The organism is Meishania litoralis (genome assembly GCF_042611095.1).
Lineage (GTDB): Bacteria > Bacteroidota > Bacteroidia > Flavobacteriales > Flavobacteriaceae > Meishania > Meishania litoralis.
This window is the reverse complement of the sequence record NZ_JBHFPV010000002.1, coordinates 944944-958406: the sequence shown is the minus strand read 5'-3', so window position 1 is coordinate 958406 and position 13463 is coordinate 944944. Positions and strand designations below refer to the sequence as shown.

At 43.3% G+C, this 13463-nt stretch carries 9 protein-coding genes; 2 read left to right on the top strand and 7 right to left on the bottom strand.

Annotated elements, in window-relative coordinates:
* Nucleotides 1-25 precede the first annotated feature (25 nt).
* Together ACEZ3G_RS13450 and gcvT are read right to left on the bottom strand one after the other, a co-directional pair.
* Nucleotides 26-853, bottom strand: coding sequence for a sugar nucleotide-binding protein (locus ACEZ3G_RS13450; RefSeq protein WP_432426011.1), 828 nt, complete (start codon nucleotides 851-853; stop codon nucleotides 26-28).
* Nucleotides 854-880: 27 nt separating this feature from the next.
* Nucleotides 881-1966, bottom strand: coding sequence for a glycine cleavage system aminomethyltransferase GcvT (gene gcvT, locus ACEZ3G_RS13445; RefSeq protein WP_432426010.1), 1086 nt, complete (start codon nucleotides 1964-1966; stop codon nucleotides 881-883).
* Between the two features lie 141 nt (nucleotides 1967-2107).
* On the opposite strand from gcvT, the gene ACEZ3G_RS13440 reads away from it, so the two are divergent.
* Nucleotides 2108-3724 carry an aminopeptidase P N-terminal domain-containing protein gene (locus ACEZ3G_RS13440; protein ID WP_432426009.1) on the top strand — a complete coding sequence of 539 codons (1617 nt, stop codon included), beginning with the start codon at nucleotides 2108-2110 and terminating at the stop codon, nucleotides 3722-3724.
* Here ACEZ3G_RS13440 and thrC read toward each other — a convergent pair.
* The 3 genes from thrC to thrA are packed head-to-tail and all read right to left on the bottom strand — an operon-like array spanning nucleotide 3721 to nucleotide 8383.
* Nucleotides 3721-5016, bottom strand: a complete 1296-nt coding sequence (gene thrC, locus ACEZ3G_RS13435; RefSeq protein WP_432426008.1) for a threonine synthase — start codon at nucleotides 5014-5016, stop codon at nucleotides 3721-3723. The genes ACEZ3G_RS13440 and thrC overlap by 4 nt on opposite strands.
* Nucleotides 5017-5937, bottom strand: a complete 921-nt coding sequence (locus ACEZ3G_RS13430; protein ID WP_432426007.1) for a homoserine kinase — start codon at nucleotides 5935-5937, stop codon at nucleotides 5017-5019.
* 1 nt (nucleotide 5938) lies between these two features.
* Entirely contained in the window at nucleotides 5939-8383 is a 2445-nt protein-coding gene (thrA, locus tag ACEZ3G_RS13425) for a bifunctional aspartate kinase/homoserine dehydrogenase I (protein WP_432426006.1), read from the bottom strand.
* Between the two features lie 245 nt (nucleotides 8384-8628).
* Here thrA and ACEZ3G_RS13420 point away from each other — a divergent pair, with 245 nt between their 5' ends.
* A complete protein-coding gene (locus tag ACEZ3G_RS13420) occupies nucleotides 8629-10191 on the top strand; it encodes an NAD(P)H-hydrate dehydratase (RefSeq protein WP_432426005.1) in 1563 nt (520 codons plus the stop codon).
* Nucleotides 10192-10240: 49 nt separating this feature from the next.
* Here ACEZ3G_RS13420 and ACEZ3G_RS13415 read toward each other — a convergent pair whose 3' ends face one another.
* A complete protein-coding gene (locus tag ACEZ3G_RS13415) occupies nucleotides 10241-10645 on the bottom strand; it encodes an STAS/SEC14 domain-containing protein (protein WP_432426004.1) in 405 nt (134 codons plus the stop codon).
* A gap of 200 nt (nucleotides 10646-10845) precedes the next feature.
* A complete protein-coding gene (locus ACEZ3G_RS13410; RefSeq protein WP_432426003.1) occupies nucleotides 10846-13395 on the bottom strand; it encodes an ATP-dependent Clp protease ATP-binding subunit in 2550 nt (849 codons plus the stop codon).
* Nucleotides 13396-13463 lie beyond the last annotated feature (68 nt).

Genomic DNA, 13463 nt, shown 5'->3' with positions numbered 1-13463 from the left:
AAAGATAAGAAAGACCGTTATTTCTTCAACCTAAAATATGGTGGTCGATGATATCCTGGGCGGTTGCCCCTAAATTTTTAGGAAGCTTGTTGTACTTGGGCAGAACGGCCAGATATCGTTCTTCATTTGTAGTGTACACTCTTTTGTAAATCGGGTTGAAATTACCTATCCGTTCCACAATTTCTTTGATAAGATCTTCATGGTGTACCAAGTCGATACTTCCCAAATGGAATATACCTGTTTTATTATGGTTGATAAGATAATGTATTTGTTGTGTCAGTTTGTCATCATTGGTGACGTTGATGACGAGATTCGGAAATACCTCGACAGGTTCATTTAGTGAGATAAGGTTTTTTATTTCCTTAACGCGCGGCGAACCATTGCCAAAGACCATAGGTAATCTGAGAATGGCCATTTTGTCTTTGGGAAGTCGCAACAACATGTTCTCGATCTTTATTTTTAAGCGTCCATAAATGCTTTCTGATAGGGTTTTGTCATTTTCGTACGAAGGGTATTTGCTATAAGCGTCAAAAACATTGGCCGAAGAAAGAAAATAGAGTTTGCAGTCATGCCCCGAAACATATTCGGCGAGATGCTGGTGTAATTGTGCCTGTGCCGCAAAATTGCCCCGTAGGGCAGAAATGATTAGTTGTGGACGTAGTTTTTCCAACAAGTGAAAAACATCATCCTCTTGCATGTCGTATCTGAAAAATTTTTGGTTTTCCTCAAATGTCCTTCGGGCACTGAAGTAAGTGCCATAGGTATCGAAATAGTTGCAGAGTTCTTTGTAAATGGCATGGCCCAGAAATCCGCTTCCTCCTAAAATCAATATTTTCTTGCCTCCTTCTTCCAAGCTTACCCTCCGTTTGGCACAGTTGGATTATCCTTTATAAAAAGGAAGTTTGACCACCGTGGCCGGTACGGCGTTTTTACGTATTTGAATATGGATATTACTCCCGATTTCGGAAAATATCACTGGTACATAACCTAGGCCGATACCTTTTCCTAAAGAGGGCGACATGGTACCCGATGTCACTGTTCCAATTTTTTTGCCGTTCCCATCTACAATGTCATAACCTTGACGGGGTATTCCCCGATCATCCAATTCGAAAGCGACCAGTTTCCTTTCGGGGCCATGGGCTTTTTCTTTGGCAAGGGCATCGCTATTGACAAAATCTTTGGTGAATTTGGTTATCCAACCTAGACCCGCCTCGAAAGGAGAAGTGGTGTCATCAATATCGTTTCCATAAAGACAATAACCCATTTCTAGACGCAACGTATCCCTGGCGGCCAGTCCTATCGGTTTGATACCAAAATCTGCACCTGCCTCGAAAACCCTGTCCCAGACTTGTTTTACCTCTTCGTTCTTGCAATAGATTTCAAATCCGCCAGATCCCGTATAACCGGTCGCGGAAATTATCACGTAGTCGATTCCGGCAAAATCGGCGACAACAAAATTATAAAACTTGATTTCGGAGAGATCTGCCGAAGTCAAACTTTGCATGGCCTCGATGGCTTTTGGCCCCTGAATGGCCAAAAGGGAATAATTCTCGGAAAGGTCGCGCATCTCGGCATTGAATTCAGCGTTGTATTTAGAAATATGGTCCCAATCTTTTTGAATGTTCGAAGCATTGACCACCAATAAATACTGTTCTTCTTTGATGCGATAGACGATAAGATCATCGACAATGCCCCCGGTTTCGTTGGGCAGGCAGCTATATTGGGCCTTTCCGATAGTCAACTTCGACGCATCGTTCGAAGTGATTTTTTGAATAAGGCCCAAGGCCGTTGGCCCTGTAATCAAAAACTCGCCCATATGCGAAACATCAAAAACACCTACGCCTTTGCGAACGGTATCGTGTTCTATGTTTACACCCTCATATGAAACGGGCATATTGTAACCGGCGAACGGTACCATTTTGGCACCAAGGGCTTCATGTGTCTTTGATAAGGCGGTATCTTTCATAACCTTCATGTTTTGCTGGGCAAATTTATTGAAATAAAAAGGGAAACACTTGCTCGAAACCAGTATGTTTTTACAATTTTATGCCGGCTGGGGCATATTTGTTTAGCAAAATTGCTACTTTGAGCCATTAAAACCTTTGAGATGTTCCGAAGTACAGTAGCTTTTTGCATTGCCCTTTTCATGATGACAAATGCTGGGGCGCAGAATAGACCGACCGACTTCTTGTCGGCAGATTTTCATAAGGAAAGAAGGGATTTAGTCCGTCAGATGATGCCGGCCAATAGTGTCGCCGTGCTTTTCGCGAATGCAGAACGTAACCGTGCCAATGATGTTGACTACATATATCATCAGGATCCGGATTTTTATTATTTGACAGGATATAAAGAGCCCAATGCCGTTTTGATATTATTCTCTGAAAACCAAAAGGATAGAGAAGGTAAGGAATATAATGAATTGATGTATGTGCAAGAACGTGACCCATTGGCAGAGCAATGGAACGGCAAGCGATTGGGCGTCGAGGGTGTAAAGAAGCTATTGGGTTTTGAAAAAGTGTTCAATGGTGGTGAATTCGGCAAAATAGACATCGATTTTACCTCTTTCGACAAAGTTTTGTTTTTTGATTTCGAAAATGATGTCAGGGATAAAAGTGGCGCGGCCGACTTGTACGATCTGATCAAAACTTTCAAGATAAAAACTGAATATCCTGCCGATTACAGCGCAACGAAACAGCGATTGTACAGCCGAATACAGTCCACCGATATCGAGAACAGTGCCAATGTCGCGCAGACCTTGGGCCGCTACTTGAGCTATGACGATAGGCTTAAGGAAGATGAATTGTTAAGCGGATTTGTAAACGCCAAGGATGATGCCATACGCAATGAGATCAAACAAAAAGTAAGTTTAAAACTGGATGCCAACAACCTCGATTCAAGCATAATCTCGGAAATTATGGCGACCTTGCGCGAGACCAAGACCGAAGAAGAAATGGCGTTATTGAAGAAGGCCGTGGAAATTTCGGCGGTTGGTCAAATTGAGGTCATGAAGGCCATGCACCCCAATATGTCCGAAACAGAGATTCAAGGGGTGCACGAATATGTTTATAAAAAATATGGCGCCGAATATGAGGGGTACCCTTCCATAGTCGGTGGCGGCAACAATGGTTGCATCTTGCATTATATCGAGAACAATAAGCCCCAGGTCGGCAATGATCTTGTGTTGATGGACCTGGGGGCGGAATATCATGGGTATACGGCCGATGTCACGCGTACCATTCCGGCAAATGGGAAGTTCAGTCCGGAACAAAAGCTTATATACGATATTGTTTATGATGCCCAGGAAGCTGGTATCAGGGCCAGTGTGGTCGGCGCCCCCTTTCAGGCACCGGGAAGGGCGTCTAGTGAAGTAGTCGCCCAAGGGCTTATCAAACTGGGTATCATAAAAGAAGCCGAAGAGGCCAGAACCTATTTTCCGCACGGTACTTCGCATTATTTGGGACTGGACGTACACGATAAAGGTACTTATGGGGCCTTTAAACCCAATACGGTCATTACGGTCGAACCCGGAATTTATATTCCCGAAGGAAGTGATTGCGACAAGAAATGGTGGGGCATCGCCGTACGCATCGAAGATGATATTCTGATTACCGATGACGGCCCGGTCAATTTATCGGCGATGGCACCAAGAACTACCGAAGCTATTGAAGCCATGATGAAGCAGCCGAGTCCGTTGGATGATTTCGTGCTTCCCGAACTGGATTAACGGCCCAGTAAATACCTTTTCAACTCGTCGTATACTTTTATTGGAATGGATTTTTTTTCTTTGTCCATTACCTTTTGTATCTGGGGGGGAATTTCGGGCACAATGCCCAAAGCCTTTCGCACAACGGGGAGAAACTTCACCGGATGTGCAGTTTCCAAAAAGATTCCATAGTTATTTGGATTGTTTTCTTGATATTTTTTCAACCCCAAATAACCTACGGCACCATGGGGATCGGCCAAGTAACCGGAAGTTTTGTGAATGTGCGATAGCGCCTTTTTAGTCTCGGCATCCGAAAAGGAATAAGAAGAAAGGTTCTTGCCCAACAATTCGAAATCGTCTTGATATAAATGGCGAATCCTGACAAAGTTGCTGGGATCGCCGACATCCATGGCATTCGATATTGTGGCCGAAGAAGCTTTTGGGCGGTACTCGCCCGTTTTCATGAATTCGGGAACCGTATCGTTGATATTCGTTGCCGCAACAAAATGTTTGACCGGCATGCCCAATTTTTGGGCCACAATACCGGCACAGATATTTCCGAAATTGCCCGAAGGCACTGAAAAAACGATTTCCTTTCCCTTCGATTTTGCCTGTTTATACGCAAAGAGAAAGTAAAATAACTGTGGCAACCAACGTGCCACGTTAATCGAGTTCGCGGAAGTAAGTTTCATATGGGCCAAAAGATCTTTATCCAAAAAAGCGGCCTTGACCATTTTTTGACAGTCATCAAAGGTACCATCGACCCGTAAGGCCGTAATATTTTGGCCCAAGGTAGTCAATTGCCGTTCTTGAATATCGCTGACCTTTCCGCTTGGGTAGAGAATGACCACTTTTACCCCATCAACACCTAAAAAACCATTGGCAACGGCACCCCCGGTATCACCTGAAGTAGCCACAAGAACGGTGACTTGAGAATTTTCGCCTTCCGAAAAATAACCCAGACAATGGGCCATAAACCGGGCGCCGACATCTTTGAACGCCATCGTTGGCCCATGAAAAAGTTCCAAGGTGGCTACATTATCCTCGATTTCGACCACGGGAAAGTCAAAATCAAGGATTTTGGTAAGAATCTCTTTTAATTTATCATTGGGTATATCATCTGAAACAAATTGATGAATGGCATTGAAGGCTATCTCTGTGTTCGAAAGCTCTTCGATACGCTCAAAAAAACTGTCTGGTAGCGGTTCAATGAATTCTGGAAAGTACAGACCTTTATCCGGTGCAATTCCTGCAATGACGGCCTCTTTAAAAGGTACTTTTTGCGCTTGGCTGTTTAGGCTGTAGAATTTCATTTATATAGCTCTAACTCCGTTTGTATTGATTTTAGAAACATGTACATCATGGTCGATACCGATATCTTGATAGACTTCTTTCATGCTTTCACTTACTTTCTTGGCAATCGTTTCACCCTTGCAAAAGGCAAAGATCGATGGCCCGGAACCTGAAATACCGCAGCCCAAGGCTCCTGCATTTAGAGCTTCTGATTTCACATTGTCAAAACCGGGAATCAATATCGAACGGATAGGTTCTACGATATGGTCTTCTAAAGACCTACCGATCAAGTCATAATCGTTAGTGAAGAGGCCGGCAATAAGTCCGCCTACATTGCCCCATTGCTTTATACCCTGTGCGAGCGTTATCTTTGTGCGCAGCACACTTCTTGAATCAGAGGTTTTCACCTCTATTTGCGGATGTATTACCGTAGCGTATAGTTCAGGGGGATTTGGTATTGAAACGACGTCAAGTGGATCATAACTTCGAACAAGGGTAAACCCGCCGTATAGGGCAGGGGCCACATTATCGGCATGGGCCACGGCACTTGCCAAACGTTCGCCCTCCATGGCAAACCTTACCAAATCAATTTTAGAAAAAGGCCTGCCGAGCAATTCGTTCATTGCCCAGACCGCTCCGCTTGAACTTGCGGCGCTACTGCCTATTCCGCTACCGGCCTTGATCTTTTTGTAGATTTCGATTTCGAACCCACCGTCGTAGCCACTCGCCTCCAACAAAGTCAGACCAGCGACACCTGCAACATTTCTTTCGGTTTCTTTTGGTAGATCCTGACCTTCCAATTTTGTAATTCGGATCCCTTTTTCAGGAATCTTGCGGACGACCATTTCATCACCGACCGAATCAAGGGCCACGCCCAAAACATCAAACCCACAGGAGATATTGGCTATGGTAGCGGGGCAAAAGACGCGTATTTCGTTCATCTTAAAAATTTCCTATTCTTATTATATCGGCAAAAATGCCCGAGGCGGTAACATCGGCCCCGGCCCCGGCCCCTTTAATGATCATGGGTTGATTCGGGTAGCGCTCGGTATAGAACAAAACGATGTTGTCGCTTCCTTCCAAATTATAAAAATCGTGCCCAACAGGAATCTGCTGCAGGCCAACACTGGCCCTTCCATTTTCATATTGTGCGACATATTTGAGTTTGCTCTTGGCTTCGACCGCATCTTTATACAGTTTTTGAAAATCGCATTCATATTTTTTTAGGGATTCAAAAAAATCTTCGTTGTTTTTGGTATCCAAAGTTTCCTGGGGCAGAAAAGATTTGTTTTTGATATCCTCAATTTCCAATCGGTTGCCACTCTCACGGGCCAAGATCAATATTTTGCGCATCACGTCGATACCGCTCAAATCGATTTTTGGGTCAGGTTCGGTATAGCCTTCTTCTTGAGCCTGTTTGACTACATCATGAAAGGTGGTTCGATCATTGAAATTATTGAAGACGAAGTTAAGGCTCCCTGAGAGTACCGCTTGAATTTTCAGTATTTTATCCCCAGAGGCGATGAGGTTTTTTAAGGTGTCGATTATGGGCAGACCTGCCCCTACATTGGTCTCAAAAAGAAAGGGCGCATTATATTCGCGTGAGGCATTCTTAAGGTCCATATAGTTTCGGTATTCTGATGAGCAAGCTATTTTATTACAGGTTACTACCGAGATACTATTGGTCAAATAAGATCGGTAAGTCGAAGCCACTTCGTTACTGGCCGTATTGTCGATAAATATACTGTTTCGATAATTCAACTTTTGCACGGTCGCAAAAAAGTTGGCCCTATCCGCATTTTTACCATTGGCTAGCACTGATTCCCAGTTATCCAAAGATATGCCGCCGCCGTCAAAAGCCATTTTTCGTGAATTTGAAATACCGATTACCCGAACATTCAGTCTTAACTGCTCTTTTAAGAATTTACGCTGTTGTCTTATTTGGTTCAAGAATTTCGAACCAACATTGCCGACGCCCATTACGAAAAGGTTAAGCTGTTTGATATTTTCTTCAAAAAACTGTTCGTGAAGCGTGTTCAACGCTTTCTTGACATCATCGGCTTTGATCACCGCCGAGATATTTCGTTCAGAAGCACCCTGGGCGATCGCCCTTATGTTGACATTGTTCTTGCCAAGGGTGCTGAACATTTTACCACTAAGACCCTGATGGCTCTTCATTTGATCCCCGATCAACGCAATAATGGCAAGTCCGGTCTCTGAAACTACCGGATATATCTTGCCCTGCGATATTTCAAACGCGAAGGCGCTATTGATCTTTTCTACTACATTTTTAATATCTTTTTCAGATACGCCCACACATATTGAATGCTCGGAAGAAGCTTGTGTAATTAATATGACATTGACCCCTGCCCTTGAAAGCTCATCGAAAAAGCGCGCTGAAATTCCCGGTATACCTACCATTCCAGGCCCCTCCAAGGACAGGAGTCCGACGTTTTCAATTGAACTAATGCCGCTTACCGTCTTCTTATCGTCACCTTGGGCCTTTGTTATCAATGTTCCCTGTGCGCTAGGTTCAAAAGTGTTCTTAATATGTATGGGAATGCCTTTGTACAGTACAGGTTGAATGGTTGGCGGATATAATACCGATGCTCCGAAATGTGAAAGTTCCATTGCTTCTTCATAGGAAAGTTTTGCAATGGCCTTCGCTTGTTTCACGATTTTTGGGTTGGCCGTATACATACCACTGACATCCGTCCATATTTCCAAAACCTTGGCATTGTTCAAGGCAGCTATGATGGCTGCCGAATAATCAGACCCACCTCTTCCCAAGGTAGTGGTATTTCCGTTTTCTGAAGAAGCTATAAATCCGCCCATGACGATTATCTTGGCCGTGTTTCCTTCAAAAAACTCAGAGCACTTTTTATCGGTTGCCTTAAAATCAACCGTTGCCCTGCCATATTGCTCATTGGTCTGAATAAGTTCGCGGCTGTCTTTAAAGCAGACGTCCAGCCCTTCCTCTAAGAAGTAACGGCTAATGATGTACGACGACAATAATTCTCCATAGCTAACTATTTTATCGGAGAGTTTCGGGGTCAGCTCGCCAATCGAAAAGGCACCTTCCAACAGGTTTTCTAGATGGTTCAGCTCCGATTTGACCTTGCTCAGTACGGCACTTTGCGCATTTATCGGGAATAGTTCTTTTATCGTGGCAATATGGCGCGCTTCAAGTTCCTCGACTAGTTTCGAATACGAAATATCATTCGCAGCGGCCTTTTCTGCGGCTTGCAGCAGAAGGTCTGTAATACCCCCGAAGGCAGAAACGACAGTTACCAGTCCATTATTTTCGGTCTGGGCCACTATATTCTTTACCTGTTCAATGTTTTTTGCGTTGGCTACCGAAGTGCCACCGAATTTTAGAACTTTCATGTTTTAAACGATAAGTTGAAATACTGATTAACGGAAACGTACGGACGAGAGATATAATAGCTTACCCCCAAGGGGTCGTAAGAATAACTTTTCTTGAAGTATTTGAAGAAAGTCGAGGCTGTAAATAAGTCCTGAAAAATTTCATACCCTTATTAAAGGGCCAAAAGTAGTACATTTAATACCCCAATCAAATCTTTGACATTATTTTTGCGAAATTGTCAATAATTCAATAAAAGTGTTATTAAATGAAGCTTTTTACCGCCGAGCAAATATATGCTGCTGATAAATCAACAATAGCGAAGCAACAGATAACCAGTGATGCCTTGATGGAAAGAGCGGCAGAACAAATCTTTAACTGGATCCATAGTCGTATGCAAGGTGCACCGGTGAAGATCCATTTGTTCTGTGGAATTGGCAATAACGGTGGTGATGGGGTGGCGCTCGCCCGTCATCTTAAAGAACATGGCTATAATATTGCCGTTTATGTGGTCAATTACAGCAAAAAAAGATCTAAGGATTTTTTGATAAATCTTGAGCGGTTGAAAGATAGAAAAGTATGGCCCGAATTTTTGGAAAAAGGCTCTAAATATCCTGATATAGGTCGCGATGATATTATAGTCGATGCTATTTTCGGTATTGGCCTGAATCGCACCCCGGACGAATGGGTAAAACAATTGATGGAACATTTGCATGTCTCGGAGGCGTTCATTCTGTCCATTGATATGCCTTCGGGCTTGTTTATGGATAAGGTTGCCGAAGATAGCAGGGGAGTTGTGAAATCAAACTATGTGCTCAGTTTTCAAGTCCCAAAACTGGTGTTTTTCTTGCCTGATACCGGTATATACGTGGGCCAGTGGGAAGTATTGGATATCGGTCTCGACCCGGAATATCTCATGACAACGGAAACGGATTATGAATTGATCGGTAAGCAAGAGGTGTTGCCCTTGTATGTGCCCAGACAAAAATTCTCGCACAAAGGCACCTATGGACATTCATTGATCATCGGGGGAAGTTATGGCAAAGTAGGGGCCGCAATCTTAGCGTCAAAAGCGGCACTAGTCTCAGGAAGCGGACTGGTAACCGCCTTTGTACCTAAATGCGGATATGTGCCGTTTCAAACCGCTTTGCCTGAGGCTATGGTGATTGCTGACCGCAACGAGGCACATCTTTCAAATATTACTTTTGAAATTGAACCAAATGTCATTGGAATAGGTACGGGCCTAGGTACCGAAGAAGAAACAATAAGGGCATTTTCTGATTTCTTGGAAAATAACAAAACACCGATTGTCATCGATGCGGATGCATTGAACATACTTTCAAAGAACAAGGCCTTACTTGAAAAATTGCCTAAGCAGGCCGTTTTAACGCCGCACCCAAAGGAATTGGAACGTTTGATCGGAAAGTGGAAAGACGACTTTGACAAGTTAAAAAAGGTCAAATCGTTTTCTAAAAAGTATGATTGCGTACTTGTCGTAAAAGGAGCCCATACCATAACGGTATATGATGAAAAGGGCTATGTCAATGCCAATGGAAACCCGGGAATGGCCACTGCCGGAAGCGGTGATGTGCTCACTGGGGTCATTACAGGCTTGATCGCCCAAGGTTATGAACCTTTGATAGCTTCCGTTTTTGGGGTTTATCTACATGGCAGGGCGGGCGATATTGCCATTGAGAATACCGGGTATCAATCTTTGATCGCTTCGACCATTATCGATAACATGGGAAGGGCGTATATCGATTTGTTCGAAATTCCAGAAGTGCCAGTGCCGGTTGAAGAAAAGTCGAATAGCTCCCGTTCTGACGAGTGATTATACAATCAATGACTTATGCCTAAAAAACGTTGCCTTTGCCGCTCCTTTAGGTATTACTCTTTACACGTTGCTTCACCCAAGCAAGCGCGTTATTGAATTCGATAAAGAATTTCATAGGTCTCTTATAGAAAAGCTTTTCGATCTTGAAATTGTGCATGTCGATTTCCTTCACCGATACAATAGCGAACGCCTTAAGGTTTTTCAATTCCCTTAGGTAGCTGTAAATCGTGGGGTCGATAGCATAGGAGTGCTTTCTAAGGCTGATGAACCCGAAGTTCTTTTCCCTAAAGTGTATTTCCGAAATTCCTATTAATTGATACGCGCGTTCTAGGGTTATGGTAACCCCTTCTTCGAAAATGGCGACCATATAGTTGTCGTAGACTTGTACTTTTCCAATATCCAGCTGGTATTCCCTGACAATAATTGTCTTCTTAGGTGGTTTCACTCTCATAAAATATTCGTTATAGTGTCTGCAACGAATGTAGAAGTAAGCTGAAAAACTTTGGAAAATATTAGATTAAAAGCCTAAATATCGTTCATAATACCTTGCATGTTGAAATACTGTGATTTAATTCTTACGAACGTATTTTATGACATAAAAAAAGGGAGTCATTTTATACGACTCCCTTTTAGAAAAATTCTTACGACAAGTTATGTTTTGGATGATTTTTCAGCTTTTTTGATTTTTATACTCAGCTCATCCTTCTTTTTGTCAAGGTCCATAAAAATGCTGTCGCCTTCTTCCAATTTGGAATTTACTATTTCTTCGGCAAGCGCATCTTCGATATATTTCTGTATGGCACGCTTCAAAGGCCTTGCCCCATATTGCTTGTCAAATCCTTTATCGGCGATATAATCCTTTGCATTGTCGGTTAGGTTAAGGTCGTAACCAATGTCCTTGATACGGGCATACAGCTTTCGCAACTCGATATCAATAATTTTGTGTATGTCTTCCCTTTCTAAAGGATTGAATACGATTACGTCGTCGATACGGTTCAAAAATTCAGGTGCGAACGCTTTTTTCAAAGCACTTTCGATAACACTTTTTTGATGGCTGTCTTCCTGTGACTTTTTGGCCGCAGTACCAAATCCTACGCCCTGTCCGAAATCTTTTAATTGACGTGCCCCGATATTGGATGTCATGATTATTATGGAATTCCTAAAATCGATCTTTCGCCCCAAGCTATCGGTCAAGTATCCATCATCCAATACTTGTAGCAACATATTGAAAACGTCAGGATGCGCTTTTTCTACCTCATCGAGCAGTATTACGGAATAGGGTTTGCGCCGTACCTTCTCGGTCAGCTGGCCACCTTCTTCATAACCGACATATCCCGGCGGTGCTCCGACCAATCTTGAAATGGCGAATTTTTCCATGTATTCGCTCATGTCTATACGTATCAACGCATCTTCCGAATCGAACAGTTCTTTTGCCAACACTTTGGCCAATTGCGTCTTGCCCACTCCGGTTTGTCCTAAGAAAATAAAACTTCCGATGGGTTTGTTGGGATCTTTGAGTCCGGCCCTGTTTCTTTGAATGGCTTTGGCCACCTTGGCAACGGCCTCGTCTTGCCCGATGACGTTGGACTTGATAAGATCTGGCAGTTCGGCCAGCTTGTTGCTTTCGGTCTGGGCTATTCTGTTTACGGGAATACCGCTCATCATTGAGACCACATCTGCAACATTGTCCTCTGTAACCGTTTCTTTATGAAGTCTGCTTTCTTCTTCCCATTTTTCTTGGGCAATGGCCAAATCTTTTTCGATACGTTTTTCGTCATCGCGTAATTTGGCCGCTTCTTCGTACTTCTGCTTTTTAACGACGCTGTTCTTCAATTCGCGAACATCTTCCAACTGCTTCTCAAGTTCCAAAATTTGCTTGGGTACGTCCATATTCACAATATGAACTCTTGAACCCGCCTCGTCCATGGCGTCTATTGCCTTGTCTGGTAGAAAGCGGTCGGTCATATAACGATGGGTCAATTTTACACAAGCAACAATTGCCTCATCAGTAAATTGAACGTTGTGGTGGTCTTCGTATTTGCCTTTGATGTTCTGGAGTATCTCTATGGTTTCGTCTACCGTTGTCGGTTCGACGATGACCTTTTGAAAGCGTCGTTCAAGGGCACCGTCTTTTTCGATATACTGGCGATATTCATCAAGTGTCGTGGCACCGATACATTGTATTTCACCTCGTGCCAAGGCGGGCTTGAACATGTTCGAAGCATCTAGACTACCCGTGGCACCGCCTGCGCCAACGATGGTATGTATTTCGTCAATGAACAAAATGACATCGTCATTTTTTTCGAGCTCGTTCATAACGGCCTTCATGCGTTCTTCGAACTGGCCGCGATATTTTGTTCCGGCGACCAAAGAGGCCAGGTCTAAGGTAACAACACGTTTATTATAAAGAATACGTGAAACTTTTTTATTTATGATCCGCAACGCCAAACCTTCGGCAATGGCACTTTTACCAACGCCGGGTTCACCGATCAGTAAGGGGTTGTTCTTTTTTCTACGACTCAATATTTGCGAGACCCTTTCGATTTCTTTTTCCCTTCCGACAACAGGATCCAATCTATTTTCCTCGGCAAGTTTTGTCAAATCCCTACCAAAATTATCGAGAACGGGTGTTTTTGATTTCTTATTTCCTTTTTGGCTAGATGTCGATCCAAAAGTGCTTTCTTTCGAATCGCCCATATCTTCAGAGTCACCAGGAAAAGATTCCGATGTTGGCGAGTCTATGATCTCGTCATCACTGGTAATCATAAATTTGAACTGCTCTTTGACCCCGTCATAATCAACTTTCAATTTGTGCAACAATTTGGTTGTCGGGTCATTTTCATTGCGAAGAATGCACAACAACAAGTGCGCCGTATTTATCGAGGAGCTCTGAAACAGCTTTGCCTCAAGAAAAGTAGTTTTTAGGGCCCTTTCTGCCTGGCGGGTCAAATGAAGGTTTTTCTTGTCTTTTTGGGAACCACCCGAATTCGGATTCGAAGGGCTCAAAATTTCGACCTTGCGTCTCAAATGATCCAAATCGACCTCAAGAGCGTCGAGAATACTTATAGCTTTTCCATTACCATCGCGCAAAAGACCAAGCATCAAATGCTCGGTACCGATAAAATCGTGGCCAAGCCTAAGCGCTTCTTCCTTACTATATGCAATTACATCTTTTACCCGAGGCGAAAAATTATCATCCATAGACTATCCTTCAATTCAATTATAAAATTAGTAAATCTCGACCAATCATGGACAAATACCGTACCTAT

Excerpts from the sequence above, each read along its gene's own strand:
- ACEZ3G_RS13410 (WP_432426003.1), bottom strand. The coding sequence starts at position 13,395 with ATGGATGATAATTTTTCGCCTCGGGTAAAAGATGTAATTGCATATAGT.
- ACEZ3G_RS13415 (WP_432426004.1), bottom strand. The coding sequence starts at position 10,645 with ATGAGAGTGAAACCACCTAAGAAGACAATTATTGTCAGGGAATACCAG.
- ACEZ3G_RS13440 (WP_432426009.1), top strand. The coding sequence starts at position 2,108 with ATGTTCCGAAGTACAGTAGCTTTTTGCATTGCCCTTTTCATGATGACA.
- gcvT (WP_432426010.1), bottom strand. The coding sequence starts at position 1,966 with ATGAAAGATACCGCCTTATCAAAGACACATGAAGCCCTTGGTGCCAAA.
- ACEZ3G_RS13420 (WP_432426005.1), top strand. The coding sequence starts at position 8,629 with ATGAAGCTTTTTACCGCCGAGCAAATATATGCTGCTGATAAATCAACA.
- thrA (WP_432426006.1), bottom strand. The coding sequence starts at position 8,383 with ATGAAAGTTCTAAAATTCGGTGGCACTTCGGTAGCCAACGCAAAAAAC.
- thrC (WP_432426008.1), bottom strand. The coding sequence starts at position 5,016 with ATGAAATTCTACAGCCTAAACAGCCAAGCGCAAAAAGTACCTTTTAAA.
- ACEZ3G_RS13430 (WP_432426007.1), bottom strand. The coding sequence starts at position 5,937 with ATGAACGAAATACGCGTCTTTTGCCCCGCTACCATAGCCAATATCTCC.